The organism is Asticcacaulis sp. W401b, assembly GCF_046503825.1.
GTDB lineage: Bacteria > Pseudomonadota > Alphaproteobacteria > Caulobacterales > Caulobacteraceae > Asticcacaulis.
This window is the reverse complement of sequence record NZ_JBKFEE010000005.1, coordinates 59,923-86,752: the sequence shown is the minus strand read 5'-3', so window position 1 is coordinate 86,752 and position 26,830 is coordinate 59,923. Positions and strand designations below refer to the sequence as shown.

The 26,830-nt window shown below is 61.1% G+C and carries 22 protein-coding genes; 8 read left to right on the top strand and 14 right to left on the bottom strand.

Translation table 11 applies throughout. The annotated features are described in order from the left end of the window. Positions 1 to 9 precede the first annotated feature (9 nt). The 3 genes from ACK8OE_RS12355 to ACK8OE_RS12345 form a co-directional block, all read right to left on the bottom strand. Positions 10 to 2,415 carry a TonB-dependent receptor gene (locus ACK8OE_RS12355; protein ID WP_410272761.1) on the bottom strand — a complete coding sequence of 802 codons (2,406 nt, stop codon included), beginning with the start codon at positions 2,413 to 2,415 and terminating at the stop codon, positions 10 to 12. Beyond that, positions 2,360 to 3,319, bottom strand: coding sequence for a FecR family protein (locus ACK8OE_RS12350; protein WP_410272760.1), 960 nt, complete (start codon positions 3,317 to 3,319; stop codon positions 2,360 to 2,362). Before ACK8OE_RS12350 ends, ACK8OE_RS12355 begins: the two co-directional genes overlap by 56 nt. A 74-nt stretch (positions 3,320 to 3,393) precedes the next feature. Then, positions 3,394 to 3,918 carry an RNA polymerase sigma factor gene (locus ACK8OE_RS12345; protein WP_410272759.1) on the bottom strand — a complete coding sequence of 175 codons (525 nt, stop codon included), beginning with the start codon at positions 3,916 to 3,918 and terminating at the stop codon, positions 3,394 to 3,396. Between the two features lie 295 nt (positions 3,919 to 4,213). Between ACK8OE_RS12345 and ACK8OE_RS12340 the strand changes: the two genes are divergently transcribed. Further along, complete coding sequence (locus tag ACK8OE_RS12340) at positions 4,214 to 5,224, top strand: glycosyltransferase (RefSeq protein ID WP_410272758.1); 1,011 nt, start codon at positions 4,214 to 4,216, stop codon at positions 5,222 to 5,224. Then, the gene (locus tag ACK8OE_RS12335) at positions 5,221 to 6,108 is read left to right on the top strand and encodes a hypothetical protein (protein WP_290793534.1); all 888 of its coding nucleotides are present in this window, start codon (positions 5,221 to 5,223) and stop codon (positions 6,106 to 6,108) included. The genes ACK8OE_RS12340 and ACK8OE_RS12335 overlap by 4 nt, the downstream gene beginning before the upstream one ends. On the opposite strand, the gene ACK8OE_RS12330 is transcribed toward ACK8OE_RS12335, so the two are convergent. From ACK8OE_RS12330 to ACK8OE_RS12315, 4 genes are all read right to left on the bottom strand, one after another. Next, positions 6,083 to 6,631 carry a mismatch-specific DNA-glycosylase gene (locus ACK8OE_RS12330; RefSeq protein ID WP_410272757.1) on the bottom strand — a complete coding sequence of 183 codons (549 nt, stop codon included), beginning with the start codon at positions 6,629 to 6,631 and terminating at the stop codon, positions 6,083 to 6,085. The genes ACK8OE_RS12335 and ACK8OE_RS12330 overlap by 26 nt on opposite strands. Positions 6,632 to 6,653: 22 nt before the next feature. Next, a complete protein-coding gene (locus ACK8OE_RS12325) occupies positions 6,654 to 7,328 on the bottom strand; it encodes a hypothetical protein (protein WP_410272756.1) in 675 nt (224 codons plus the stop codon). Positions 7,329 to 7,357: 29 nt separating this feature from the next. After that, on the bottom strand, positions 7,358 to 8,473 hold the full coding sequence (gene aroC, locus ACK8OE_RS12320) for a chorismate synthase (protein ID WP_410272755.1): 1,116 nt from the start codon (positions 8,471 to 8,473) through the stop codon (positions 7,358 to 7,360). A 170-nt stretch (positions 8,474 to 8,643) separates the two neighbouring features. Then, positions 8,644 to 9,375, bottom strand: a complete 732-nt coding sequence (locus tag ACK8OE_RS12315) for a DnaJ C-terminal domain-containing protein (RefSeq protein ID WP_410272754.1) — start codon at positions 9,373 to 9,375, stop codon at positions 8,644 to 8,646. Positions 9,376 to 9,537: 162 nt separating this feature from the next. Here ACK8OE_RS12315 and pdxH point away from each other — a divergent pair, with 162 nt between their 5' ends. Beyond that, on the top strand, positions 9,538 to 10,188 hold the full coding sequence (pdxH, locus tag ACK8OE_RS12310; RefSeq protein WP_410272753.1) for a pyridoxamine 5'-phosphate oxidase: 651 nt from the start codon (positions 9,538 to 9,540) through the stop codon (positions 10,186 to 10,188). A 220-nt stretch (positions 10,189 to 10,408) separates the two neighbouring features. Here the strand turns inward: pdxH and ACK8OE_RS12305 are convergent, their stop codons facing one another. Continuing rightward, positions 10,409 to 11,023, bottom strand: coding sequence for an HAD family hydrolase (locus ACK8OE_RS12305; protein ID WP_410272752.1), 615 nt, complete (start codon positions 11,021 to 11,023; stop codon positions 10,409 to 10,411). A 94-nt stretch (positions 11,024 to 11,117) separates the two neighbouring features. Between ACK8OE_RS12305 and ACK8OE_RS12300 the strand changes: the two genes are divergently transcribed. The 4 genes from ACK8OE_RS12300 to ACK8OE_RS12285 all read left to right on the top strand — a co-directional run bounded on the left by ACK8OE_RS12300 (position 11,118) and on the right by ACK8OE_RS12285 (position 17,256). After that, a complete protein-coding gene (locus ACK8OE_RS12300) occupies positions 11,118 to 12,566 on the top strand; it encodes an AAA family ATPase (RefSeq protein ID WP_410272751.1) in 1,449 nt (482 codons plus the stop codon). A gap of 161 nt (positions 12,567 to 12,727) precedes the next feature. Continuing rightward, positions 12,728 to 13,519, top strand: a complete 792-nt coding sequence (locus ACK8OE_RS12295) for a DUF1499 domain-containing protein (RefSeq protein ID WP_410272750.1) — start codon at positions 12,728 to 12,730, stop codon at positions 13,517 to 13,519. Between the two features lie 79 nt (positions 13,520 to 13,598). Further along, complete coding sequence (locus ACK8OE_RS12290; protein WP_290793508.1) at positions 13,599 to 13,748, top strand: hypothetical protein; 150 nt, start codon at positions 13,599 to 13,601, stop codon at positions 13,746 to 13,748. Between the two features lie 550 nt (positions 13,749 to 14,298). Then, a complete protein-coding gene (locus tag ACK8OE_RS12285) occupies positions 14,299 to 17,256 on the top strand; it encodes a TonB-dependent receptor domain-containing protein (RefSeq protein WP_410272749.1) in 2,958 nt (985 codons plus the stop codon). A 172-nt stretch (positions 17,257 to 17,428) separates the two neighbouring features. Here ACK8OE_RS12285 and rpmG read toward each other — a convergent pair whose 3' ends face one another. From rpmG to topA, 3 genes are all read right to left on the bottom strand, one after another. Next, positions 17,429 to 17,596, bottom strand: coding sequence for a 50S ribosomal protein L33 (gene rpmG, locus ACK8OE_RS12280; protein ID WP_013480935.1), 168 nt, complete (start codon positions 17,594 to 17,596; stop codon positions 17,429 to 17,431). Positions 17,597 to 17,736: 140 nt separating this feature from the next. Next, complete coding sequence (gene rnr, locus ACK8OE_RS12275; protein WP_410272748.1) at positions 17,737 to 20,094, bottom strand: ribonuclease R; 2,358 nt, start codon at positions 20,092 to 20,094, stop codon at positions 17,737 to 17,739. Positions 20,095 to 20,579: 485 nt separating this feature from the next. Next, complete coding sequence (gene topA, locus ACK8OE_RS12270; protein WP_410272747.1) at positions 20,580 to 23,204, bottom strand: type I DNA topoisomerase; 2,625 nt, start codon at positions 23,202 to 23,204, stop codon at positions 20,580 to 20,582. Between the two features lie 200 nt (positions 23,205 to 23,404). Here topA and ACK8OE_RS12265 point away from each other — a divergent pair, with 200 nt between their 5' ends. Continuing rightward, positions 23,405 to 23,590, top strand: a complete 186-nt coding sequence (locus ACK8OE_RS12265; RefSeq protein WP_410272746.1) for a hypothetical protein — start codon at positions 23,405 to 23,407, stop codon at positions 23,588 to 23,590. A gap of 5 nt (positions 23,591 to 23,595) precedes the next feature. Here the strand turns inward: ACK8OE_RS12265 and dprA are convergent, their stop codons facing one another. The 3 genes from dprA to pyrC form a co-directional block, all read right to left on the bottom strand. After that, positions 23,596 to 24,741 (bottom strand): DNA-processing protein DprA, encoded by a 1,146-nt coding sequence (dprA, locus tag ACK8OE_RS12260; protein ID WP_410272745.1) that lies wholly within the window; start codon positions 24,739 to 24,741, stop codon positions 23,596 to 23,598. Positions 24,742 to 24,744: 3 nt separating this feature from the next. After that, positions 24,745 to 25,392, bottom strand: coding sequence for a glycerol-3-phosphate 1-O-acyltransferase PlsY (gene plsY / locus ACK8OE_RS12255; RefSeq protein WP_126423464.1), 648 nt, complete (start codon positions 25,390 to 25,392; stop codon positions 24,745 to 24,747). A gap of 139 nt (positions 25,393 to 25,531) precedes the next feature. Continuing rightward, positions 25,532 to 26,827, bottom strand: a complete 1,296-nt coding sequence (gene pyrC, locus ACK8OE_RS12250; RefSeq protein WP_410272915.1) for a dihydroorotase — start codon at positions 26,825 to 26,827, stop codon at positions 25,532 to 25,534. Positions 26,828 to 26,830 lie beyond the last annotated feature (3 nt).

Here is a 26,830-nt window from a genome sequence, read left to right as displayed (position 1 = left end):
TTGATCGGTTCAGAAGTGCCGGTTGACCGACAGCCACAGGGTGCGCGGCCTTAGCGGCGTATTCTGTGGCGCGGTGTCCAGCGCGAAAGGATTACCATAGGCAAAGCTGTTGCTCTTGTTACCCGTCGCATTGGTGACGCGCAGGGCGATCGTATAGGGCCCCAGATCGGCGCTGCTGCTGAGGTCGAGATTGGTATAGCCCTTCATGCGGATCACCCGCGTGATACCGTAGTTGAGCGGGGAGCCGCCGCGATACGAAAGCACTGCCGCGTTTTCGAGCGGCAGTCGCCACAGTCGGCGGCGCCACTGGGTGGTCAGGCTGACCATGTGCGGCGAAATATAGGGCATCCCTTCTTCCAGAACCTTGGGATAGAGGGGATTGGTCTTATACAGGTTGGGATCGCTGAACTGTGCGCGTACCTGCACCGTCAGGGTGTCGCGCGGCCGCCAGCCGCCTTCAATTTCGATCCCGGTATTGCGTCCGTCGCCAATATTGAGCGTCACGGGCAGGCCTGTGGCGCGTAACTGATCCGATTGAATATCGCGCCATTCGATATGGTAGAGGGCGGCATCGGCCCGCAGCCGGCCATCCGGGGCGCGGTATTTCATACCCGCTTCGATACTGTGCAGGCGGTCGCCCCGGTAGGTGGCGGGGATGATGGTTTTCTGTGCCGTGGTGGTATTAAAGCCGCCGGTACGGAACCCGTCTGACGACAGGGCGTACAGCATTAATGTGGTTGAGGGCTGATAGCTCAGCATCAGCTCGTGTGTCACCGGGGTCGCGTTGATGACGCCTGTAATGCGGCCCGACGGCGCATAGTCCACAAGGCGCACTCTGGCAATGTCGCTGAGCGTGCGGTGACGCGACCTTTGCGCCCGCAAGCCCGCCGAGAGTGACCATTTGGGTGCAAAATCCCAGGTGACCTTGGCAAAGGCGGCCACGTCGTCGATGCGGTCGGAGCGGTCCTCGTCATAGAGGGTGCGCCGCGTAAAGACGTCGATCAGCAGGGGCGTGAAACTTTCTTCGCTTCGCGCCGCAAACACCCCGGCCAGCCAGCGCAGCGGACGGTCGGGCGGCGACACATAGCTGGCTTCGACACTGGACAGGCGAATGGTCTGGTCTTCCTCGAAGAAGAGGACGCCCGAATTGGGGATGGTGACGTAGCGCCCGATCGGTTGCGCGTCATAGCCGGAGTGAATCTTGTGACGCAGGCGGTTGAGCGCCAGCCGCCATGTTCCCGAAGAGGTTTCGCGCGTCACGCCGATCGCCAGGTTCTGAAAGATATTGTCGTGCGGTTCGGCCAGAGAGAGGGCGCGGCGGTACGGACCCATGCGGCCCACGACGTACTGGCTGTTGGAGGAGCGCAGATCCTGCACGATAAAGGTCGAATCGAGCGTCAGGGTGGGGGTCGCCTGCCATTTGAACGACAGCCGCCCGCCTGAGCGCTGGGTGTCGTTGCTGGCATTCTTCGTCAGGGCCTCATCCTTGATAAACCCAGCCGATTTTTCGTCCCACACCACGGCGCGCAGGGCGGCCTCACCCGGCAGGGGCAGGTTGATCATGCCCGTGGTCCGCCACGACGGCTTGCCTTTAGAGGCAGTGCCGAGCGCCACCCCGGCTTCGGCTTCGAAATGATCGAGCTGCGGCTTGTTGGTGACCAGCCGCACGACGCCGGACAGGGCACCCTGACCATACAGATTGCCCTGCGGCCCCTTAAGGACTTCGAGGCGCGCCATATCGACCAGCAGCAGGTCAGGGTCCGGCGCATTATAGGTGATCGGCGTGTCGTCGAGATAGAGGCCGACCATCGACTGGGTGCGTCCGGTCAGCACGCTGTCGGAGACGCCGCGCAGGAAGATCTTGTCGCGGCCAGGCCCCAGATTGGTCACCGTCATGCCGGCCACATGCGGGGCCAGGCTCGACAGGTCGGTATCATTGCCGGACAAAAGCGGCGGCGCCACCACGCTGATCCCGGCGGGGGTGTCGAACAGGCGGCTGGGGTGGCGCACCACGATCAGCGGAATGTCGTCATTGGACGGCGGCGGCGTGGGGCGAACGGCGGGGCGCGGCAGCGTGGGGCGCGTCTCACGCACCAGCCTGAAGGTTACCGCATCGACGCGCTCGACGCGGCAGCGGCTGCCCAGGACCAGCTTTCGTAACGCCGTATGTGCGGAAAAGCGGCCTTTGAGGGGGCGCGCGGTCGCGTCGCACTGCGCCGGATCGACCCCGCCGACGGAAATGCCGCTGCGAGCCGCCAGCGTGATCAGGGCTTGCGGCAGGGGGGCGGCGGGAAGGTTGAAATCGTAGGCACGGTCGGCAGCGCGGGCCGCCGGGGCCCCCAGCAGGGACGTGCAGAAACTAACGGTCAGAAGCCCGGCGGCGAAGATAGATGGCGTCTGGCGTCGTGCGGGCATCGACCGGTAGGAACTCAGCTATACGCCCGGCAACCGCAGTCTGCGAATCGAGGGTCAGGATGGCATTCAGCCTCAACTGCGCGGCGTCGCCTTCGACGATGATCGGCTTATCGAAATACCGGTTCAGGTCGGCGGCCACGGCGGACAGCGGCTGATTGCGATAGATAGCACGGGATGATTGCCACGCAAAGGCCTCCGCCGGATCGACCTTGGCCAGTTGCCGCGTGCCCGACGCTTCGCGGTAGGTGCCCAGATCGCCGGGCAGCAGGCGTGAGGCGGCGCTGTGGTCGGCCATTTCAACCTCGCCTTCACGCACGGCGACGCGCACCTCGCCATTGAGGCGGGCGACGTTGAATTCGGTGCCGATGTCGGTGAGGGTCAGCTTACCGGTCAGCAGGCGAAACGGCTGATCGGCCTTGTGCGCCACGGTGACGGCCACTTCGCCCTTGTCCAGCGTGACGGTGCGCGCCTTGGGCGTCATCTTCACCGACAGGTGGGTGTCGGTATTGAGCCTCAGTTGCGTCCCGTCGGCCAGGGTGACGGTCTGGCGCTCACCCTTATGCGTGGTGTAGGTCTGAACCGGCGACAGCGCGCCCGAAGCCAGCAGGAAGACGCCTGAGGCGACGGCGGCCAGACCGCTGGCGCCCATAGCCATCAGGCCGAAACGGCGCGTCGGATGGCGCGGTGTCACGGGTCGCACAGCCGATGTTGGCGTATGAGCCGGCTCCGCCGCCTCCAGATCGCCCCACAGGGTCAGGGCTTCGGCATAGGCGCGGGCATGGCGCGGCGACGCATCGAGCCAGTCGGTCAGGGCGATGATGTCGCGCTCGCTGATCACGCCCGATTGCGCCCGGATCACCCAGTCGGCCGCTTCAGCTTCGATTTTCGCGTCGATGTCCGACATGGTTTGTGGCCTCTCTGACCAGATGACACCCTGATACGTCGTTACCCGTAAAATTTCCTTCGCAGTGCGGAAAATTAATTCAGCCGCCGACTTCGGTTGAGCGCCAGAAGGTGTTTCAGGGCGCTGCTGAGGTGTTTTTCGACAGAACTGATCGAAATATCGAGCCGCCGCGCCACCTCGGTCTGGCTGAGGCCCTCCAGCTTATGCAGCCGGAAAATGTCACGCGTTTTGGGGGGCAGGGCGTCGATATCGTTCAAAACGGCGCGCAGGGCCTGCCGTCCGCCGACCACGGCCTCGGCATCCGGGGCGGCGTCGGCTTCGCCGGTCATTTGCGGGTTGAGCGTCTGCCACGCCTCTTCGCGGGCGTCGCGCCGCGTCAGGGTGCGGCGACGGTTGAGCCACAGATTGTTGGCCATGCGGAAGAGAAAGGCCAGAGGCTCCTCAATCTCAGCGTCTATGCCGCCGCGCATCAGGCGCAGATAGAGGTCCTGAAGCACGTCCTCGGCGCTCGCCTCATCGCCGCACAGCCGCGTCAGGTAGCGCAGAAGCACGTCGCGTTTGGCGAAATAGGTTTCCGACAGGCGCGCGGTGGGGGGCATCGGCTCTCTGAGGCGTGATCGGGATATGAATATAAGGGCGATTTCCCTTCCCGGACAAGCCTTTATGCCCGATCACGGGAGGTCAAAGTAAAAAAATCATAAAAATTTTTCGAAACGGCATGAGGGTAATCGTGTCCGTCGGTGTCATCGCTACAGGAGGCTCCTCCGGAAGGTGACCATTCGTCCTGCGGGGGACAGTGGATGCCGGGGTCTCCATCTTAAACCTGAACCGGGCGTCGTGAGTCTGCGACGTCCGGATTTTCTTCCGGTTTTTCCTCTGAGCGGGACCAGTGACATGCGTTTGCTGAACATCATGCTGACGAAGGCAAAGGGGGGAGACGGGCTGATGGCGTGTCACTACCACGATGCCCTGACGGCGGAAGGGTACGATGTGCTCAGCATCGGCCATCCGGACGGCATGTTGTCTGACGTGCCGGGTTTTCGCCCGCTCAATAACCGTTTCATTTCTGACCCGATCTGTGCCTTGCGTCTGGCGGGCTATGCCCACAGCTTCCGCCCCGATCTGGTCATTGCGCACGGTAACCGCGCCGGCCGCGCCTGTATGCTGCCTTTCATCGGCACGCGCCAGCGCACGGTGCAGGTGCTGCACACCCCGTCCTACAAGCCGCATCTGAAAGACGTCTCCGCCGCCCTGTGCGTCAGTGGTCGCGTGCGCGAAGGCGCCGAGTCGCGCTTTCCTGACCTGCGCCTGTTCGATGTGGCCAACTTCTCGCACCTGCGCGCCCTGCCGGTGAAATCAAAACCCAATGCCGTGCCGGTGATCGGGGCCATGGGGCGTTTGCATTCGATCAAGGGCTTTGACCTGCTGCTCGAAGCCTGCGTTGAACTGCGCGCCGCCGGTCAGCGCTTTGAGCTGCGCATCGCGGGTGATGGTCCGGAGCGCGCGTCGTTGGAGGCCCTGACGCGCCAGTTGCGCCTTGAGGACCATGTACGTTTCTGTGGCTGGGCCGAAGACCCGCTGACCTTCCTGCACGGCGTCGATCTGTTTGTCGTGCCGTCGCGTGAGGAATCGTTTGGTCTGGTCGTCATCGAAGCGCTGGCGGCCGGGGTGCCGGTGGTGGCGTCGGACACCGAAGGCCCGCGCGAAGTGCTGCGCGGCGGTCAGTTCGGGGCCCTGTTCCCCAAAGAAAACACCGCCGCTCTGGCGCAGGCCCTGGGCGGTGTCCTGGATAACGGCACGCAGTGGCTGCGTCGCGCCCGCGAAGCGCAGGCCTATGCCATTGAGTCCTTTGGTTTTGATGCCGGTCGCCGCCGTCTGCGCCGCACGGTCGAGGCTTTGGCGTGATCGAACTGTGGCAGGCGGGATTTGTGCCGCGCCCGATAGACGATGTGGCGCAAACGCCGCCGCGTGCGGATGAGGTCATCTGGCTGCCGCCGCAGGGATCATTCCGCTTCGTTGCCGACCCCTTCGGTCTTCAGCGCGCGGAAGGCCTGACCGTCTTTGCCGAGACCTGGGATTATCGCGTCAAGCGCGGCGAAATTCATTATTTTCAATATGATAATGAGTATAAGCTGATCGGTTCGGGCCCGGCCCTGATCACGCCCTTTCACTTGTCCTATCCCTTCCTGATCGAGGAAGCGGGTGAACTCTATATGCTGCCCGAAGCGCATAAGAGCGGCGTTTTGACCCTCTATCGCTGCGAGCGCTTCCCCGACCGCTGGGTGCCGGTCAAGGCCCTTCTGGAGGTGCCCGCCATTGACGCCACCGTGGTCAAGCACGACGGGCGGTGGTGGATGTTCTACGCCCTGCCGGGGGCCGAGCGGCGGGCCATGCGCGAACTGCACGTCGCCTATGCCGATAATCTGCTGGGGCCGTGGCAGCCACACGCCGCCAATCCGGTGCGGGCGGGTCTCGACACCTCACGCCCCGGCGGCACGCCCTTTGTCCGCGACGGCAGGCTGCACCTGCCCATGCAGGATTGCGTGGCGACCTATGGCGCGGCGATCAACCTGCTGCGCATCGACACCCTGACGCCGGAACGCTTCTGCGCCGGGCCGGTGGCGCGTCTGACGGGCGAGGGCCTGCTGGAAGGCTATGGCGACGGCTTCCACACCCTGTCCGGGCACGGCGGTGTGACCTTTATCGACGTCAAGCGTCTGCATCGCTCAGCGGCGGAACCGCTGATCAAGCTGCAATTCAAGCTCAGGAAGGCTCTGGGGAAGCGGTAACGGCCCGCGCCAGGTCGCGCCACGCGCCCTCATCCCAGAAGCGTCGCGCCTGACCCGATGGCGACGGCAGCACCCACAGCGACGTCTCTCCCGCCGTTTCCACCTGCCGCCCCAGCGCGATCAGCCCCGTCGGTCGCCCCAGAAAGACGCTGGCCGCCGTTTTGGAAGTAAAGGCCAGATGTTGCGGCGCATATGCCGCGATCTTGGCCTTTAAGGCCTCGGCGTCCCACGCCTCTGCGGGCAGGTCCACATCATTGCCATAGTGCGCCTTGCACAGGTCCGTCAGCCCGATCCCATAGTTGAGCAGGCGCGGATACTCCGTCGGCGTCAGCCGTTCGGACGTCAGATCCACCTTATGCAGGGTGCGCCAGAAAAAATTTCCCGGATGGGCATAATAGGCCCGCTTCTGCGCCGACACCCGCCCCAGCGCCGTGCCGCAAAACACCAGTTTCAGCCCCGGCCGCAACAGGTCCGGCACCCTGTGCGCGTCGGGCAAAAGACCAGCACGGTCCAAAGGTGTCATGGCGAAAGCTCGTGCTCAGGGACTATTTACACGTCAGATCAGCATCTTTTGGCAGAAAGCGTATGTTTTTCAGAATAATCGGGCCAATCGGATAAGGCCAGTGTTCGAACAATAAACGATTGGCAACCGGGCAGGTCGAGGTGGGTTTGAAGGTATAACCGCCGCCCTTTGCCACCAGCGCCATGACGGCATCGAATTTGACTATACCCGGTAGGGTACTTTCAACGCGCAGCATCATATCCGTCTGACCGGCCAATTGGCCATAGGACAGCAGAACCGAATTGGGCGGAATGAGCGCCTTGTTATTATCTTTTACTATGGGTGGTAAAGCCTGATCCGCCGCATTGTCCACGACCTTATCCGAACGCAAAATCTTCATCGGATATTGAGGTGCATAGCTCTTTTGCCAGCGCGGGGCTGTGGGCTTGCGGTCCACCACATCATATTGAATGGCAAAGGTTTCGCCCGGATAGATCAGCAGTGCGCCGTCTTCCATGATAAACGGCGATTTGCCGACGGGAATGGGTGTGTAGCTGTCCTTGTTGAGGCGCAGCACGATCTCAAGCCCACCCGCGCGGCACTGGGTGGCCGCGCAGATGGCCTCAAGACTTTGTTCTTTTGCATTGGATGTTTGCGCAAGGGCTGTTCCTGCGGACATGCATATATATGCCGCGAACAGCGCTATCCGGTTCCACATTTTCGATCCCCCCCATTCGATGATTGAGCTTAGCCTAAAAGCTGCCCCGGCACAAAGGCCGCGCCGCCCGTCTGGCCGCGATGGCGCAGATAGGCGTCCAGCAGGGTGCAGCTCATCATGGCCTCGGCCACCGGCACGGCGCGGATACCAACGCAGGGGTCGTGGCGGCCCTTGGTGCGGATATCGACGTCCTTGCCGTCAATGTCGATCGACTGACGCTCGGTCAGGATGGACGAGGTCGGCTTGAGCGCCAGCCGCGCCACAATCGTCTGACCCGTCGAAATGCCGCCCAATATGCCGCCCGCGTGGTTCGACAGGAATGCGATACCGTCCGGTCCCATGCGCATTTCATCGGCATTCTGTTCGCCGGAGAGGGTGGCGGCATTGAAGCCTTCGCCGATTTCAACACCCTTGACGGCGTTAATCGACATCAGATTGGCCGCAAGGTCCGAATCCAGCTTGCCATAGATGGGCGCGCCCCAGCCGGCGGGCACGCCTTCGGCCTGCACCTCGACCACCGCGCCGATGGAGGAGCCCGCCTTGCGGATGCCGTCGAGATAGTCTTCAAATTGCGCCAGCGTGCTGGCGTCCGGAGAAAACAACGGGTTCTGATCGACCTGCGCCCAGTCCCAATGCGCGCGGTCGATGGGGTGGACCCCCAGTTGCACGAGGGCGGCGCGCACCGTGATCTGCGGTCCGATCAGGGTTTTCAGAACCTTCAGCGCCACGGCCCCGGCGGCGACGCGCGCCGCGGTTTCACGCGCGCTGGAGCGACCTCCGCCGCGATAGTCGCGGATACCGTACTTGGCAAAATAGGTGTAGTCGGCGTGGCCCGGCCGGAACTGACGCGCGATTTCACCGTAGTCCTTCGAGCGCTGATCGGTGTTTTCAATCAGCACGGAAATCGGCGTGCCGGTCGTTTTGCCCTCAAACACCCCCGACAAAATCTTCGCTTCGTCGGCTTCGCGGCGTTGGGTGACAAAGCGCGAGCCGCCCGGCTTGCGGCGGTCAAGCGCGCCTTGCAGATCGGCCTCGGACAACGCGATCCCCGGCGGGCAGCCGTCGATCACGCAGCCGAGCGCCGGTCCGTGGCTTTCGCCCCAGGTGGTAACGCGGAAAAGATGACCGAAGCTGTTGTGCGACATGGACCCAGCGCTTTCCGAAAAGTGGGACGCACTTTTCGGATACAAAAGCGCGTTAAGCCTAAAATCAGAGCGTAATTTCGCTTCAACTTGAACGAAATACGCTCTAGCCTTTTTTGTGCCGTGGCCATACGGCACTTCTGCGGGGCGCGCAACTCAATCGTGTTGAAGTCTCAGGCCCACTTGCGATGAAATTCGGCCAGCAGGTCTGACGCCGGGCGCAGAGGCGTCTCAAAGGCCTCAAAACGCAGATGCAGGTCGCCCGCCGGATAACGCCGCGTGGCAGGCAGGCCCAAGCCTTTGAGCGTCAGGCGGTTATCGACGGCGTCGCTCAGATCGACCGTCTGCGGGCCGTGCGGTGTCTCGACGCGCACCTGTCCGCCCAGCCGCAGACGCCGGGCATCGACCGGCACGCTCAGGCACAGGTCATGGCCCTCAACGTGCAACTCATCGCGGCGTTCGATCTCGATGCGGAAGACGTATTCGGTGCCGCCGGGGCGTGTGGCTTTCAGCCGCAGCCGCTCGCCATCACGCAGACCGGGGGGCAGCGTCATGCGCAGCGATTTACGGTGCATCAGGCTGCGGCCGGGCCCGGCGTCGTGGATCAGCTCCAGCGGCAAGGGCACATCGGTGACGACGGGGCCGCCCTGGACGGCCACCTCAGGACTAAGGCGCAGGGGCTCAGCCGTATCCGACAGTTCCTCTATGATTTCCGACAGGTCCGGCCCATTCCTGATCTGACGCATCAGGAGGTCGCGCGCCAGAATTAACCGTCGCAGTGGGGCCTCTGAGCCGTTCAGGTCCGGATGCGCGCGTTTGGCCAGTCGGCGAAAGGCCGCCTGCACGTCGTGGCCGCTGACCGGTTCGCTAAGACCAAGGACGCTGAGGGCTGAGGTTCGGTTCATTCTGAAGGGACAGACAAGGGAGGTGTTGACGCACTGTGCCCGCCTATGGTCAACAGCGGGTTAATGACCGATGTGCACAGCCATCAAACCGACCGGGCCCTTTCGGCGTAAAGCTTAAATCGCGCGCCGATGTCTGGCGATGCGGTGTGTGGAGAAATAACGATGTCCCGTTCTGATCTGATCCCGCCCAGCCCTGACTATGCCGACGCCCATGCGGCCAATGAGGCCGATATCGACGGCGCCGAGCCGTTCGACCTGTTCGGTCAATGGTTGATGGATGCGCGGGCCAAGGAACCGAACGACCCCAACGCCATGACGGTGGCCACGGTGGACGCCGATGGGATGCCGGATGCGCGCATGGTTCTGCTCAAGGATTTCGACCGGCAGGGCTTTGTTTTTTATACCAATACCCAAAGCGCCAAGGGCCGTCAGATACTGGGGGCGCGCAAGGCGGCGCTGCTGTTCCACTGGAAATCGCTGCGCCGTCAGGTGCGTATCCGTGGCACGATCGAAATCGTTAGCGACGCGGAGGCGGATGAATATTTCGCCTCACGCGCCCGCAATTCGCAGATCGGGGCCTGGGCGTCGGAGCAGTCGCGGCCGCTGGAAAGTCGCTTCGCGCTGGAAAAGCGCGTCGCCGAATATGGGCTGAAATTCGGCATCGGGGCCGTGCCGCGTCCGCCGCACTGGACGGGGTTCCGCATAGTGCCGACGGAGATGGAGTTCTGGCGCGACAAGCCGTTCCGCCTGCACGACCGCCTCAAGTTCGAACGCGCCGGCGACGGGTGGGTGAAGTCGAAGCTCTATCCGTAAAAATGCGAAACCTGGAGGCCGTTCAGGCGCTTTCTTAGAACCACAGATTACACAGATTTTGAGTCTCAGATTACCCTATGGGGGGAGTCTAGAGGCGCGCAGCGCCAATCTGTGAAATCTGTGAAATCTGTGGTTCTCAATAATGTCAGAGCGTCAGTCTGAGGCCTGCCGCGCTGGCGGCCAGCATCCGTGTCTAACCGTGGCTACACCTTATTTCCTCTCACCACCTTGATGGATCAGGGGAATAGTAGGGCCGCACGTCCGACACGCTGAGGCCCGCCGCATGGGCCGCCTCTATCCCTTCGTTACTGTCTTCATAGGCATGGGCCTCGGACGGCGCGACGCCGAGGCGGCGGCAGGCCTCAAGATAAAGGTCAGGGGCCGGTTTACCGACGCCCGTATCTTCAAACGCTACCACGGCGTCAAAGCGCTCATAAAGTCCGATGGCTTTCAGGGTCGCCTCAACAATCCCCTTTTGCCCGCCGGAACAAACCCCCAGTTTTAGCTTGCCATAATAGGCCCTGACCAGCGCCTCGGTGGCGGGAATCGCCCGCACGGCGTCGATATGGTCAAGAAACAGGGGTGCATTGCGCGCCGCGACGGCCTCGGCATCGAAGGTCACGCCGGTCTCCTGCGCCACCGCTTCCAGCAGGGCTTTGCGCGACCAGCCCAGCCGCGCGGCGTAAAAGTCAGCGCGAAAGTCGATACCAAACGGCGCTAACGCCGCCCGAAAGGCCCGGTAATGCGCGGCGAAGGTGTCGGCCAGCGTCCCGTCGCAATCGAAGATCAGGGCTTTGGCGTGTGCGGGTGGGCGCAGCGAGTCAGTAAACATCATCCGAACTGTCTATACCAACCACCGCGTCATGGCTTGACGAAAGGGCGCACTGAGTCCAGACAGACGGGGTTTCCCCGTATCCTGAGTATCCTGCATGACCGCCCCCTTTTCGCCTGATGTGTTGCCTGACGCCCTTATTGCGCACCTGTCCGAAGGGGCGGACGACATTATCACCACCTCCTGCGCCGTGGTGATCCTGAAGGGCAAGCGCGCCTATAAGGTGAAAAAGAGCGTCGATTACGGCTTCCTTGACTTCACCTCGGTCGAAAAACGTCGCAAGGCCCTGTTGCGCGAACTGCGCTACAATCAGCGCATGGCCGCCGACATCTATCTGGGGGTCGAGGAGATCAAAGGGGAAAGCGTGCTGGTCATGCGCCGCTTTGATACGGCCGGAGTGCTGGCCGAACAGAGCCAGTCGCGCGCGGACTGGACGCCCGACCTCGACCTGATGCACGACCTGGGGCAGATCGTGGCGCAGTTCCACGCCGGCTCGGAAATCTGCCGCGACGCCGAACACGAATTTAACGTCAAATACGTGATCGACTCGAACAAGAAGAATATCGAGGTCTTCCGCGACGAACTGGGGGCCGAGGCGGTCGATGCCTATGACCGCGCCATTCAGGCCGCCTATGCGGAACTGGTCGGGGATGTGAAACGCCGCTTTTCCGAAGGCTATGTGCGTCATTGCCACGGCGATCTGCACCTCGGCAATATATTGATCGAGAACGACAGGCCGGTGCTGTTCGACTGCATCGAGTTCAATGAGCGGCTGAGCCAGATCGACGTGCTCTATGACCTCGCCTTCCTGCTGATGGACCTGTGGGTGAGGGGGCATGACGCCGCCGCCAATACGGCGCTCAACATCTATGTCGAAAAGGCCGCGCGGCTGGAGGACGACATCCACAGCGTCTATGCCGGGCTGAAACTGCTGCCGCTCTATATGTCGGTGCGCGCCGGGGTGCGCTGCCACGTCAATGCCAACTATGGCGGCACGCCCAACTACGCCATGGAAAAGGCGAAAATGTATCTTCAAGCGGCTCAGGCCTTCCTGGAGATGAAGCCGGCCGAACTTCTGGCCGTGGGCGGTCTGTCCGGGTCGGGCAAGAGCACCCATTCGCGCCACATCGCGCCGCAGACGGGGCGCGCCCCCGGTGCCTTGGTGCTGCGCTCGGACGAGATGCGCAAGCGCCTGTGGGCCTGCCCGGAGTTCGAGACCCTGCCGAAAGAAGCCTATACGCCGGAAGAGAATGCGCGGGTGTACACGCACATGTTCGATCTGGCGCGCACGGCGGTGCAGAGCGGGCAGTCGGTGATACTTGATGCTACCTTCCGCAATCAGGACCGCGCGCGCGAAGCGAAGGCTTTGGCGGAAACGCAGGGCGTCGCCTTCCGGGCTTTGTGGATGGACGTCTCGGCGGATGAGCGTCTGAGGCGTGTCCTGCAAAGGCGCAATGATGTGTCGGACGCCACGCCGGACATTGCCGGGGCGCAGACCGATCCTCAACTGGACACCACAATCTGGACCTTGACGCCGAACCCATGAGTGGGATCAGGGTAAATATCGCGTGAACGGGTGCATTTTTGACACCTTCCCTGCGTATTGTTCGCGCAACAACAGGTACACCGGTGACGCGGCCTTGTGATTGTCAGAGGGTCGGGCCGGGGCAAGTAAGAGTATAGGGCTGGGACAAAGTGTCTGACGAGATGAAGCATTTTGACGGCGAAACCGCAGTGGACACCGGGCGGGCGGGCAAGAAGGGCTTTGGCTTTGCGCCGATCGCCTTTGTCCTCAGCCTGTTTGCGCCCTTGACCTACCTTACGGCCATGCTGGCCACGCGCACGGGCTATATCAGCTACGATCTGGGCTTCAACACCATCGCCCTGAACTATGTGCCAAAGATGGCCACCGTGGCCATGATCTTGTCGGCCCTGTCACTGCTGATCTCGTTGTTCAAGGCGCCAAAGACCTACGGACCGTGGGCCCTGGGCGCGGTACTGGTGTCGGGATCGGTGCTGGCCGGCTATTACGCCTATGAACTGAGGTTGAAGTCGAGTCCGCCGATTCACGAGGTGGCGACCGACTGGGAACGCCCGGTCACCTTCTCGACCAAGCTGATCGAGGCGCGTGGCCCGGCGGCGCACGTGGTGGAAGACGCCCCCTATGTCGGACGCAACGTCGCCTATGAATGGGCAGGGCAGTCGCTGGCGGCCATCAATGCCCAGACCTGCCCGCTAGCGTCCTCTGTCACGGGCCATCCAAAAGACGCCGAAGCGGTGGCCCGCATCCTCAGAGAGCAGGGCTATGTGGTCTTTGGCAAATCCGACTGGCGCGTCGAAGCCACCTGGGAAGACCCGTGGTGGGGCAACAAATCTGACATTGTGGTGCGACTCGATCCGGACAAGACCGATATCCGTTCGGTCAGCCGCGAGGAGGCCGTCGATCTGGGCGGTAATTGCCAGCGCGTCACCGCGCTGATCGCGCGCCTCAAATCATAGATTTTATGCCACACAGGACGGCTTAACAGGGCGGCTTAAGACTTGCTTTACCCTCTCCATCTGTCGAGAGGAGCCCGTCATGCTGTCCCGTTTTGGCCTTTTTGTTTCAAAACGCGCCCTTTATGTGGCGACGGGCTGGCTGATCCTGTTTGCGGCGCAATTAAGCGTGGCCAGTTGCACCCCCGAACCGGTCACCGGGTACGCCGTGCGTATCAGCGCCGAACGCTAAGCCTCAAGCGTAACACCCGAATATAACACTGATTTATGTGGGGCACCAATGATCACAATAGCGTGCCACATTCACGCTGCGATGCAACATAAAGAGCGTTGGATTCTCAAAAAAAGTTCCCAAAGAAACGAGATTGCGTTTTTACATGATGGGAGAATAGCCCTTATGAGCTGCGCTTTTGTGGGGATAAATGCTGCCTTTTATCTGAAAAAATTTGAAGTCTTCCAGATATTTGTGAAGTTTCAGCCTTTAAACATAAGGCGACGTGCCTGCGTCGGCGCGACACATCTCTTTTAACAACTTGAAAAAATTAAATATTTTTATTTTTTTGCCGATTTTGCGCCTGCTTTGGGAAGTTGTTACCCCGTATTCACGCCCTTCAGTTTCTGGTGTGACTTAATTGAAACAGGTTGCAGCCGTAATTTAATCTTTCATGACGCACGATTGACGGAATTATGACGCGGGTGCCTAAATTGGCCCAACAGCCGGGCACGGCTGCATAACAGTGGGTCTTGAACTCTCTGCAAGGCCCTAAATCCGGAGAACTAGAGTGATCAACAAATCGAAGCGATCAGGCCTGATGGTCTCGACGACGCTGTGCGGTGCGCTGCTGTCGGCGGTGGCGCTCACGGCAATCACCTCGGTCGTACCGACCGTTGCTGTGGCCCAGGACCTTACGTCTGGTACCCTGGCAGGCACTGTTAAATCTGAAGAAGGTAAGGCAGCCGCTGGTGCCACGGTTGTCATCACAGGCGAATCGAACGGTTACACCACGACAGCAAAGACCGGTGTCGACGGCACCTTCAAAATGTCTCAGATCCCGCTCGGTCGTTACACCGTTTCTATCACCACGGCTTCTGGTGCCAAGGCGGAGGAGACTGTTTTAGTTACACTTGGCGCTGTTTCAAATTATGAGTTCACCGCTGGTGGTTCCTCAGTTGAAACTGTAGTCGTCCGTGGGAAGGCCCGTAGAAATCTAGACTTCGACCGCACCACCACAGGTTCGGTGCTTGACGTGCAAACAGTGGCTGAGCGTATCCCTGTCGGGCGCTCCATCGAAGCGTTGGCCGATCTCGTGCCAGGCATCACGATCAATGATGTTTTCGGTCCGCCGTCAATCTCTGGCGCATCCCCCGCGGAAAACATCTACTACGTTAACGGTATGAATGTTACCAACTTCCGCAATTTCCTGGGCGGCACGACCATCCCGTTCGATTTCTATGAGCAGATTGAAGTCAAGACGGGTGGGTATTCGGCGGAGTATGGTCGTTCTACCGGCGGCGCTTTCATTGCTACCACCCGTTCAGGCTCCAACACGTTCAAGGGCGGCGTTTCGCTGTACTACACTCCCGATTCGCTGGCATCAAAGTCGCAAGTGGTCGCCTCCGACCTCAATGATGCCGATAGCGATTTGCACACATACTTCCAAGGCCGGACCGGGATAGAGCAGAAGGAAGCTAACGTTTGGCTTTCGGGTCCGATCGTTAAGGATCATGTTTACTTCTTCGCTTTTTACAATCCACGCGACTTCTCGCAATCTTCCAGAGCCTCTTACGGTGATGGGTCGACAAACTATGTTGAAGAGGCAGAACAGAAAGATCCGTTCTGGGGCGGGAAGCTCGACTTTGTGCTAAATCCTAATCATCGTCTTGAAGTAACTTATTTCAGTGACGATCAAACCGAAGCTACACACCATTTTGACGCGGGTGATCCGGTAGATAAGCTTGTCAACAACTCGACCGGGGGCAAGACACAAGTTTACAAGTATACGGGTAAATTTACCGATTGGTTTACTTTGTCTATGCTTTACGGAAAATCGTCATATAACCAGACGATTAAGTCATTCCTTGACGACGCAAACGCCGTGTTCTTGGATGGGGCAGTCGTGCGCGGTAACCCTGCTATTCTGGTTGAAGAAGGTGACGATAACCGCGAAAACTTCCGCGTTGACGGTGACTTCTATTTCAATTTGTTGGGCAAGCATCACCTGAAGGTTGGTTACGATTTAGAACAACTTACTGCGAATGTAATTTCACGGTATTCCGGCGGCGGTTACTACCGTTATTACAACGCCGGGAGCGCCATTTGCGGTGGTGCAGGCTCGGCGCAATGCGTTCGCCTGCGTGAATACTCGAACAGCGGTGGCTTTGATGTCGAAAATACCTCGTTCTACGCGCAGGATAGCTGGGAAATAAACGATCGTTTGGCTCTTAACCTCGGTTTGCGCGCTGACAAGTTCACAAACAAAAACGCGGCGGGTGATGCCTTCATCGAGACTGATTATCTAATCGCTCCGCGTGTCGGCTTGTCCTATGACGTTTACGGTGACAAGTCGATGAAGATGACTGCCTTCTTCGGGCGGTATTACCTGCCTATTGCTGGTAATACGAATATTCGACTGGCTGGCGGCGAACTGTTCACACAAAAGGTTTACACATGGACCACGCGTGATGCAAACACGTTGGTCCCAACACTGGGAACGTTGATCAGCGAAGCCACTTTCTCGAACGGCAGTATTCCTGAGGCTTCGACTCTCGTCTCTCAAAACATCGACCCGCAGTATCAGGATGAGTTCATCGTCGGCGTTCAAAAGCGCTTCGAAAATGGTTGGAAAGCTGGCGTCACCTTTACGTACCGTAAGCTTGGCGCGGCCATGGAAGACGTCAATTTGTACTATGTAAATAATGACGTATGCTCTTACCTAGGTATTGATGCGACATCTTGCAATAACGGTACATTCGGTGGCTCGGGATACGTTTTGCTGAATCCAGGTAAAGATGCCGTAATTACACTTGGTTCTGACTTTGGCACTACGTGGGGCGGCAGAACTGTAACTATTCCTGCTGATGTTCTCGGCTATCCAGAAGCGAAGCGGAATTATCAAGGGGTTACCTTTGATTTTGAGCGTCCGTGGGACGGAAAGTGGTCTCTGGGGGGGTCGTTGACCCTCTCCAGCACTAAAGGCAACATTGAAGGTGGCGTGAAATCCGACAATGGTCAGGACGATACTGGCCTTACGCAAGATTTCGATGAAGTGGGTTGGACTGACGGTTCATTTGGTTTCCTGCCTAACCACCATGGTTACAATCTTAAGGCATTCGGTACTTATCAGTTTAATGATAATCTGCGTGGTGGCTTCAATGCCTCCATCTTGTCCCCGCGTAAGTATGGCTGCATTGGATACTATCCGACACCGTCTGATGGTCGCGCTGTAGATACGACATTGACTGCCTGGTACTGTGATAGCAAGCTGACGCCTCGTGGTTCCTCCTTCGATGGCGATTGGATTAAACGCCTTGATCTCAACCTCACTTGGGAACAACCCATACCGATCGGTACGGTAAAGTTGACGGCTGATGTGTTTAACGTGTTCAACGCCAAGGGCGCGGACCAGTTCCACGAAGACGGGGAATACACTGGTGTGGGTGAATACCGTGAAACATACGCCATGCCATCGAGCTATCAGACCCCGCGATACGTGCGTCTAGGCCTGAAGTACGAGTTCTAAGGCTTACCATCTGTTAGGCAAAAGAAGCGGTGGCAGGGTAACCTGCCGCCGTTTTTTTGTCTGCGCAGAGCGTGTCGGTGTTACCGAGGGCAGGGGAGGTGCTATTGGGGCAAACAAAAACCGCGCCCGGATGACCGAACGCGGTTTTTTAATTTCCGATGCGGAAACGATCTTACTTGATCTTACCTTCGCGGAATTCGACGTGCTTGCGCACGACCGGGTCGTACTTCTTCAGCACGAGCTTTTCGGTCTTGGTGCGGGCGTTCTTCTTGGTGACGTAGAAGAAGCCGGTGTCCGCCGTCGAGTTCAGGCGGATCTTGATGGAGGCGGGCTTAGCCATGGCGGAACCTTAACAAACGGATCGCGACCAACGGAATCTCCAGGCCGCACAAATATTCAGGAGCGCGGAAAATACGCATCCACGCGCGGAAGTCAATGGCCAATATGGCCTTGGTCTTCATTTACTTTTAACAGGCGCGATCAGCGCCGCTTACCCTTCTTGGTCTTCGATTTTTCGGTAATGCCCTTCTGGCGCGCTTTGCCCGATTTGGGCCCGCCCTTCGGCCCGCCAGCTCCTTTGCGGCGCAGCGCCGTATCGACGCGCGAGCGCACGCCCAGACGCGGTCGCGGGGCGCTGGGGTCGGGGGCTTCGGGCTCGGACTGGGCCTTGAAGACCAGCCCGCCGGTCATCGGCATGGCTTCCAGCAACTGCACCTCGATCTTGCGCCCCAGCGTCCAGCGGCGGTGATGGCGCTCCCCCACCAGCGCGTGGGCCGTGTCATCGTGAATATAGTAGTCATCCACAAAGGAGGAGGCCGGGATGATGCCGTCGGCCCCCGTTTCGTTCAGCTTGACGAACAGGCCAAAGCGCGTGACGCCGACGATGCGGCCTTCGAACGTTGCGCCCACCTTGTCCTCAAGGAAGGCCGCCACATAGCGCTCTATGGCCTCGCGTTCGGCCTGCATCGAGCGCCGCTCGGTGGCGGTGATGTGCTCGGCCGTATCGGCCATGGTCTTGACCTCATAGTCGGTCAGACCATCATCCCCCAGCTTGAGCGCGCGGATCAGGGCGCGGTGCACGATCAGGTCGGCATAGCGGCGGATCGGCGAGGTGAAGTGAGCGTAGCGGTCGAGATTGAGGCCGAAGTGGCCGAAATTCTCGGCGCTGTAATGGGCCTGCATCTGGGTGCGCAAAACCACCTCATTGATGATTTCGGCGTGTGGCCCGTCCTTCTGGCTGTTCAGCAACTGATTGAAGCGCTCGGTGCGCGGCGGCTCGCCCTTGTTCCACGGCAGGCCAATCGTGGCCAGAAAATCGGCCAGATTGCCGACCTTTTCGAGGCTGGGCTGTTCGTGCACGCGGTAGATCAGCGGCGTCCTGTGCTTTTCCAGCGTCTCGGCGGCGCAGACATTGGCCTGAATCATCATCTCTTCGATGAGCTGATGCGCCTCAAGGCTGACGCGGGCGGCGATGGCCACCACATTGCCCTCGGAATCGAGCTGCACCTTGCGCTCAGGCGAGTTGATGGCCAGAGGCTGACGCTCGCGCCGGCCACGGCTCAGGCAGGCGTGCGCGGTCCACAGGGGCTTCAGGAGCGTGTCGAGGATCGGCTGCGTCTTGTCGTCGGGCGTGCCGTCGATGGCCGCCTGCGCCTGCTCATAGGACAGCTTGGCGGCAGAGCGCATCAGGCCGCGCACAAACTGATGGTCGATCTTCTTGCCCTCGGCATTGAAGACCATGCGCACGGCCAGGGTGGCGCGGTTCTCGCCTTCCTGAAGCGAGCACAGGCCCGACGACAGCACGTGCGGCAGCATGGGCTCCACGCGGTCGGGGAAATAGGTCGAATTGCCCTTTTCGCGGGCATCGCGGTCCAGCGACGAGCCTGATTTGACGTAGTGGGCCACGTCAGCAATGGCCACCCACACGACGTAGCCGCCGGGATTGTTGGCGTCATCATCGGCATGGGCATAGACGGCGTCGTCGTGGTCGCGGGCGTCCTGCGGGTCAATGGTGATCAGCGGCAGGTGGCGCAGGTCCTCGCGCCCTTTGAGGTTGGGGGCCTGCGCGGCCTCGGCCTCGGCTTCGGTCGATGAGTCAAAGCCGACCTTCAGCCCGTGGGCATGGATGGCCATGATCGAGGCGATGCGCGGGGAGTCTTCCTTGCCGATCACCTCAATGAGTTTGGCGGGCTTGGGGCCATAGCGGTGGTTGCCGCCTTGCGGTGCGGCGATCACCACATCGCCGTCTTCGAGGGCGTCGATGGCCCCGGCGACGAGGGTGTAGCTGTCTTTCGACTTGCGATCGACGCTTTCGAGGCGGATGTCGCGCGGGCCCTTGCGCGCCTTACCGATACGCACGACGCCGACCAGCTTGGGTGCGCCCTGATCCAGCACCTTGACGAGGTGGGCGATCCACTCCTCAGAGGTCTGCTCAAAGCGCACATAGATGCGGTCACCGACGGTCGGGGGTGTCTGGGCGCTGGCTTTTTTCAGCGGGACGAGGCGGGCCAAAGGCGGCTTGTGCTTCAGCTTGGGGTCATCAGACTTGCCCCACTTGACCCACAGGTCGCCGTCTATGTCGCGCTCAACGACTTCGGCGACGCCGGTTTCGGGCAGGGCGCCGACGGCCCCGAACGACTTGCGCCCGCTCTTGTTCAGTTTGCCGGAGTTGGCCAGTTGCTTGAGCCTTTGGCGCAGGGCGCGGCGACCTTCGCCCTTAAGACCGAACTGCTTGGCCAGGGCGCCGACATCCAGCTCTCGGGCGGACTTCAAGACTTCGAGGAGGGTGTCGTCATCCGGCAGGCCGGAAGCTGGCCGGGGCGTAGAGGGTGTTTTCATGAGTCGCATTGTAAAGGGTTTGGCGGCGCGAGGCGACGTTTTCTTGCGCCGTCACTTCTCCTCCCTGTGCCGAAGGCATGGGGAGGTGCTGAGCGTAGCGAAGCGGAGGGGGATGGCTCAGGTCTTGCTCAAACGCTCAATGGCCAATTGTGACGCATCTTCGAGGTGCAAAGGTAGCGACGGGGTGTGTACACTGATGGAGTCATCCCCCTCCGCCGGCTCATTTCATTCGCCGCTACCTCCCCATCGCTGCGCGACAGGGAGGAGAGGGGCTATCATTTCTCCTTCCTGTGCCGAAGGCATGAGGAGGTGTCAGCGAAGCTGACGGAGGGGGATGACACGGCAGAAAATCTCAGTCGCTGGCCTATGCTCTTTGGTGACGTCAAGGCTTTGCGTTGTTGGGACCGTCAGAGTCATCCCCCTCCACCGCTGCGCTTCGCTGGCGGTCCCCCTCCCCATCGCTGCGCGACAGGGAGGAGGGGGGGTTAAGCCTCCGCCTTGGCCTTTTTCGCCGGAGCCTTCTTGGTCGCGGTGGCCGCCTTCTTCGCGGCAGGCTTCTTAGCCGCTGCCGCCTTCTTGGCCGGGGCTTTTTTGGCCGCCGTCTTCTTCACGCCGCCCTTGGCCTCAATCAGCGCCAAAGCCTGTTCCAGCGTCACGTCCTCAGGTGCGGTGTCCTTGGGGATGGTGGCGTTGACCTTGCCGCACTTGACGTAAGGGCCATAGCGACCGGCCATGACCTGAATGGCGTCGCCCGATTCCGGGTGCGCCCCCAGCTCTTTCAGCGGCGCCACCGATGAGGCCTTGCCCTTGGCATTGGCGCGCTTTTCGGCCAGCAGCACGACGGCGCGGTTGAGGCCCACTTCGAAAATGTCGTCGAAGCTCGGCAGGTTGGCATAGGTCTTTTCGTGCTCGATGAACGGCCCGAAACGGCCCAGCGCCGCGGTGATCGGTTTGCCGTCTTCCGGGTGGTCGCCGACTTTTCGCGGCAGGGACAACAGCTTCAGCGCGCGGTCGAGATCAATCGACGCCGGCGGCCAGGCCTTGGGCAGGGAGGAACGCTTGGGCTTGTCGTCCTTGGATTCCGCCTCACCAAGCTGCACATAGGGACCGAAACGCCCGATCTTCAGCGACACCACCTTACCGGTGTCCGGATCGTTGCCCAGTTCGCGGTCACCGGAGGCGGCAGCCTCGTCGGAAGCGTTTTCCGGCTTGCCGACGGGGCGGGTATATTTGCATTCCGGGTAGTTGGAGCAGCCGACAAAGGCCCCGAAGCGCGAGGTTTTCAGGCTCAGTTGACCCTTGCCGCAGGTCGGGCAGGCGCGCGGATTGGAGCCGTCGCCCTTGTCCGGGAAGATGTGCGGGCCCAGCGCGTCATTGAGGCGGTCCAGCACTTCGGAGACGCGGAATTCGCTGATTTCCCCCGCCTTGGCGTGGAAATCCTGCCAGAATTCGCGCAGCAGCGCCTTCCAGTTCAGATCGCCCGCCGAAACGAGGTCGAGCTTTTCTTCGAGGTCGGCGGTGAAATCGTACTGCACGTAGCGCGAGAAGAACTGATCGAGGAAGGCGGTGACCAGACGGCCCTTGTCTTCCGGGATAAAGCGGTTCTTGTCCATGCGCACGTAATCGCGGTCGCGCAGCACGCTGAGGATCGAGGCGTAGGTCGAGGGGCGACCAATGCCCAGCTCTTCCATGCGCTTGACCAGCGAGGCTTCGGAATAGCGTGGCGGCGGCTCGGTGAAGTGCTGCGCCGGCTTGATGTCGTGCACATCGACCAGCGTACCGGTGCGCAGTTGCGGCAGGCGGCCACCGTCTTCGTCCGTCTCGTCGTCCTTGCCCTCTTCGTAGAGCGCCAGATAGCCGTCGAAGGTGACGACCTGACCCGTGGCGCGCAGACCGATCGACTTGTCCTGATTGAGGAGGTCAATGGTGGTCTTTTCAACGCGGGCGGCCTCCATTTGGGCCGCCATGGTGCGCTTCCAGATCAGTTCGTACAGGCGCGCCTGATCGCCTTCGAGGCGCAGGGTCTCCGGCCGGCGGAAGATGGAGGTCGGGCGGATGGCTTCGTGGGCCTCCTGCGCGTTCTTGGCCTTGACCTTGTAGAGGCGCGGTTCGGCCGGCACATAGGCGCTGCCGAAGCGCTCACCCACGGCCTTACGAATCTCGCCGATGGCCGCCGGGTCGATAAACACGCCGTCGGTCCGCATATAGGTGATCAGGCCGGTCGTTTCGCCGCCAATATCGACGCCTTCGTAAAGTTTCTGGGCCGTCTGCATGGTGCGCTGCGCGGAGAAACCCAATTTACGCGCCGCTTCCTGTTGCAGGGTCGAGGTGGTGAAGGGCGGCGGCGGGGTGCGCTTGCCCGGCTTCTGTTCGACCGATTCGACGGCGAATTTCGACAGCGAGATGGCCTTGCGCGCGGCTTCGGCCTTTTCGGCGTCGTTCAGGTCGAACTTGGCGAGCTTCTTGCCATTGAGGACGTTCAGACGCGCCGTAAACGGCGGCGAATTGGCCGACACTTCGGCATCGACGGTCCAGTATTCTTCGGACTTGAACTTTTCGATCTCAAGCTCGCGGTCCACGATGATCTTGAGCGCCACCGACTGCACACGGCCGGCCGAACGCGCGCCCGGCAGCTTGCGCCACAGCACCGGCGACAGGGTAAAGCCCACGAGGTAATCAAGCGCCCGACGCGCCAGATAGGCCTCGACCAGCTCCATGTCGATCTGACGCGGGGCGGCCATGGCCTCCTGAACCGAAGCCTTAGTGATGGCGTTGAAGGTGACGCGCTCGACGATCTTTTCCTTCAACACTTTCTTTTTATTGAGCACTTCCAGCACGTGCCACGAAATGGCCTCGCCTTCGCGGTCCGGGTCGGTGGCCAGAATGACGCGGTCCGACTTCTTCGCGGCAACGGCGATGTCGCTCAGGCGCTTTGAGGCCTTGGCGTCCACCTCCCAGCTCATGGCGAAGTCTTCGTCCGGTTTGACCGAGCCGTCTTTCGAGGGCAGGTCGCGCACGTGGCCGTAGGAGGCCAGCACGGTATAATCCTTACCCAGGTATTTGTTGATGGTTTTGGCCTTGGCCGGGCTTTCGACGATGACGAGGTTCATGAGGTCTTTAATAGGAGGAAAACCGACAATAGCAATAAGCGGTCGCTGAAAATTCCCGCCAACATGGGCTTGTGCGGCCAGCGTGTCAACGCAGAGGCGAAATTCAACCGGACGGAGGTTGATTTTGATGATTGCAACTTTAGGTTAAATATGGATATAGTTCTCACTTAAGTGGTATAAAAACAGACCCAGATAATCGCATGAGTGACACCCCTGCTTCCCCGCCGGACACCCCGGCCTATATCACCGACTCCGAACACAGGGCCGAGGTGATCCGCTATATCCGCGATATGACGAAAGAGCTGTCGGTGCTGGCCGAACGGGCGCAATGCCCGCCGCTGAGCGACTGCCTGCGCAAGGCCTATCAGAAGGTAAATAGCCTGTAAGGAACTCAGGCGCGGATATACTGTCCGTCAGAGGTCGTGACGATCAGCCCGGCGATTTCCAGCTCTCCCAGGGCCGCCAGACCAATATGGGCCGGGGCCCCGCTGAGGCGCAGCAGGTCTTCGCGCGGGGTGGGGACGGGGCTGATCAGGCTCAGCAGGCGGTCACGCAGGGACTCGATGGCCTCATCGAGGTCCGTATCGTCAAACGCACTGACGGCGTGCAGCGGTACGACGGGGGCGGGGCGCTCAAACAGCGTCATCTGGGCGTCGAGCGTGCGCAGGATGTCGTCCACTCCTTCGCACAGGGTCGCGCCCTGCCGGATCAGGTCATTGGTGCCGCGGCAGCGCGGATCGAGCGGCGAACCGGGCACGGCAAACACCTCTCGCCCCTGTTCGCTGGCCAGTCGCGCCGTGATCAGCGAGCCGGATTTCAGCTCGGCCTCCACCACAATCGTGCCGCGCGTCAGGCCGCTGATGACCCTGTTGCGGCGCGGAAAGTCTCCGGCGCGGGCGCGATACCCCACCGGGCTTTTGGAAATCAACACGCCATATGTGCGGATGGCCTGATAAAGGTCGGTATTGTCGGGCGGATAGATGTCATCGACGCCACCGCCCAGCACCGCCGCCGTCCCGGTCTTGAGGCTGCCCGTATGGGCCTGCGTATCTATGCCGCGCGCCAGTCCGGAGACGACGAAAAAGCCCGCTTCGCCCAGCTCTCTGGCCAGGGCATGGGCTATGCGCTGACCCGCAGCCGAGGCGTTGCGTGCGCCGACAATGGCGATGGCGCGCTCCGGCAGGGCCGTCTGTTCGCCCAGCATCCACAGGACGGGTGGGGCGGCGGGGATTTCGGCCAGAAGTTTGGGATAGGCGGCGTCACCCAGCACCACCAGCCGCGCCCCGGCGGTGCGACCGCGCTCAATTTCCGCTTCAACGGCCTCATCGGGGGCGGGGACGATGCCGCCCCCGGCGCGTTTAGCGATCAGGGGCAGGTTTTCGACGGCCTTCACGGCGCTGCCGAAGCGCAGGATCAGTTGGTGGAAATGCACCGGGCCGATACGGTTCGTGCGCGCCAGCCTAAGCCGCGCAAAGCGTTCCGCGTCGCTGGTGCAGGCGGGAAAGCGTCCGAAAAAATCCTCCCCCCCGTCGCTCATGGATCAGGCGTCCGCGGCGGGTTCGGCGTCTTTTTTCTTGCCGATCTTCGGTTCCTCACCCTTGAGCAGGCGGCGGATATTGTCGCGGTGGCGCACATAGATCAGCACCGACATAAACAGGGCCATGACGACGAAGGCGTGCGGCTGATCGGTCAGGAGGCCCAGCGGCGCGATCAGGGCGGCGGCCACCAGCGCGCTCAACGACGAAATGCGGAAGATAAAGGCGGTCAGAAGCCACGTCCCGGCGGCCAGCAGCCCCATCGGCCAGGCGGCGGCAAACAGGGTGCCGAGGAAGGTTGCCACGCCCTTGCCGCCCTTGAACTTCAGCCAGACGGGGAAGAGGTGGCCTAAAAACGCCGCGCCCCCGGCCAGCGCCATACCCGTCTGACGGGTCGCCTGATCAACGCTGAGCAGCAGGGCGAAGGCCAGACCGACCGCCATCGCGCCCTTGCCCGTATCGCCCAGAAAGGTGATCAGGGCCAGATCCTTACGGCCTGTTCTCAAGACATTGGTCGCACCGATATTGCCCGAACCGATGCTGCGGATGTCGATACCGGCCAGCTTCGTCGTGACGACGCCGAAGGGGATCGACCCCAGCAGGTAGCCGCCGATCACGGCAAGGGCAAAGATGGTCCAGTCGGGCAGAGGCATTACAGGGCTTTCACTCATACCAACGGCCGAAGATGCTGCCGCATCCGGCCGTTGAAGACTCGAGAATGTCTCCTATGTGTAAGCGACATGAGCCATTCTCGAAAGGCATACCAGGTGTCATTTTCAATGACCCTTGGTATCAGGCCTGATAGACGATTCGACCGTCCACCAGAGTCAGATCTACCTTGCCCTGTAATGTGCGGTTTTCAAAGGGGGAGTTCTTCGATTTCGACAGGATGTCGCTTTCGCGCAAGGCAAAGGGGGCGTCGATATCGACCACAATCAAATCGGCGGGCGCACCGGGCGACAGCCGCCCGGCCTCCAGACCGATCAGTTGCGCCGGATTGATCGTCACGGTGCGCAGCAGGTCGATCAGCGGAATCTCCCGATCATGGTGCAGGCCGATCAAGGCCGCCAGCAGGGTTTGCAGGCCAATCGCCCCCGGTTCGGCCTCGGAGAAGGGGCGGCGCTTGTCTTCGGCGGGCAGGGGCGTGTGGTTCGACACCACCACGTCAATCAGGCCGTCGGCCAGAGCGTCCACCAGAGCGATACGATCGTCTTCGGAACGCAGCGGCGGGTCGAGGCGGTAGAAGGTGCGGTAATCGCCAATGTCGATTTCGTTGAACACCAGATGGTTGATCGAGGCCGAGGCATAGACATCCAGCCCCTTCGCCTTGGCCTGAGCGACGGCCTTGATGGCCCCGGCGGTGGTGATCTGATCGACCAGCAGGCGCGCCCCGGTCAGCTCGACCAGAGCCAGATCGCGTTCCAGCGCGATGCGCTCCGCCAGCGCGGAAACCCCCGACAGACCCATGCGTGCCGCCATTTCGCCGGAGGTGGCGACCGCCCCTTCCGACAGCCATGGCTCCTTGGGACGGTGCGCGATCAGGGCGTTGAAGCCGTTGGCGTAAGAGAGGACGCGGGCCAGCACCTTGGAATTGATGATCGGACGTTCGACATCGGTGAAATAGACGGCGCCGGATTCGCTCATCAGGCCGATTTCGGCCATCTGCTTGCCGTTATGGCCCTTCGTGGCGGCCCCGGCGGGATAGACGTGCACCAGTTCGATATCGCGGGCGCGGCGCAGGATGAAATCGACCATGGCCGGCTCGTCGATCACCGGGTCGGTGTCGGGCTGCACCACCATCGACGTCACCCCCCCGGCGGCAGCGGCGCGGCTGGCGGATTTCAGCGTCTCCTTGGGCTCGGCCCCCGGTTCACCGGTCTTGACGCGCAGGTCGATCAGGCCGGGACAGACCACCTTGCCGTCGCAGTCGATGACCTTCATGTTGGCGGAGCCCGACGGCAGGTGCGCCGTGTGCAAAACCTCAGCAATGACGCCTTCGGTGAGGATCAGGCTGCCGGGGCCGTCATAGTCGCTGGCCGGGTCGATCAGGCGGGCATTCACAAGGGCTATGGCTTGGGATTGTTTCATCAT

Bases quoted from the DNA above. Each gene is read 5' to 3' on its own strand.
- ACK8OE_RS12315 (WP_410272754.1), bottom strand. From the start codon at position 9,375: ATGAACCGAACCTCAGCCCTCAGCGTCCTTGGTCTTAGCGAACCGGTC.
- ACK8OE_RS12345 (WP_410272759.1), bottom strand. From the start codon at position 3,918: ATGCCCCCCACCGCGCGCCTGTCGGAAACCTATTTCGCCAAACGCGAC.
- ACK8OE_RS12340 (WP_410272758.1), top strand. From the start codon at position 4,214: ATGCGTTTGCTGAACATCATGCTGACGAAGGCAAAGGGGGGAGACGGG.
- ACK8OE_RS12295 (WP_410272750.1), top strand. From the start codon at position 12,728: ATGAAGCATTTTGACGGCGAAACCGCAGTGGACACCGGGCGGGCGGGC.
- ACK8OE_RS12265 (WP_410272746.1), top strand. From the start codon at position 23,405: ATGAGTGACACCCCTGCTTCCCCGCCGGACACCCCGGCCTATATCACC.
- ACK8OE_RS12290 (WP_290793508.1), top strand. From the start codon at position 13,599: ATGCTGTCCCGTTTTGGCCTTTTTGTTTCAAAACGCGCCCTTTATGTG.
- plsY (WP_126423464.1), bottom strand. From the start codon at position 25,392: ATGCCTCTGCCCGACTGGACCATCTTTGCCCTTGCCGTGATCGGCGGC.
- pyrC (WP_410272915.1), bottom strand. From the start codon at position 26,827: ATGAAACAATCCCAAGCCATAGCCCTTGTGAATGCCCGCCTGATCGAC.
- pdxH (WP_410272753.1), top strand. From the start codon at position 9,538: ATGTCCCGTTCTGATCTGATCCCGCCCAGCCCTGACTATGCCGACGCC.
- rpmG (WP_013480935.1), bottom strand. From the start codon at position 17,596: ATGGCTAAGCCCGCCTCCATCAAGATCCGCCTGAACTCGACGGCGGAC.
- rnr (WP_410272748.1), bottom strand. From the start codon at position 20,094: ATGAAAACACCCTCTACGCCCCGGCCAGCTTCCGGCCTGCCGGATGAC.
- ACK8OE_RS12330 (WP_410272757.1), bottom strand. From the start codon at position 6,631: ATGACACCTTTGGACCGTGCTGGTCTTTTGCCCGACGCGCACAGGGTG.
- ACK8OE_RS12305 (WP_410272752.1), bottom strand. From the start codon at position 11,023: ATGATGTTTACTGACTCGCTGCGCCCACCCGCACACGCCAAAGCCCTG.
- ACK8OE_RS12300 (WP_410272751.1), top strand. From the start codon at position 11,118: ATGACCGCCCCCTTTTCGCCTGATGTGTTGCCTGACGCCCTTATTGCG.
- topA (WP_410272747.1), bottom strand. From the start codon at position 23,204: ATGAACCTCGTCATCGTCGAAAGCCCGGCCAAGGCCAAAACCATCAAC.
- ACK8OE_RS12350 (WP_410272760.1), bottom strand. From the start codon at position 3,319: ATGTCGGACATCGACGCGAAAATCGAAGCTGAAGCGGCCGACTGGGTG.
- ACK8OE_RS12355 (WP_410272761.1), bottom strand. From the start codon at position 2,415: ATGCCCGCACGACGCCAGACGCCATCTATCTTCGCCGCCGGGCTTCTG.
- dprA (WP_410272745.1), bottom strand. From the start codon at position 24,741: ATGAGCGACGGGGGGGAGGATTTTTTCGGACGCTTTCCCGCCTGCACC.
- ACK8OE_RS12325 (WP_410272756.1), bottom strand. From the start codon at position 7,328: ATGTGGAACCGGATAGCGCTGTTCGCGGCATATATATGCATGTCCGCA.
- aroC (WP_410272755.1), bottom strand. From the start codon at position 8,473: ATGTCGCACAACAGCTTCGGTCATCTTTTCCGCGTTACCACCTGGGGC.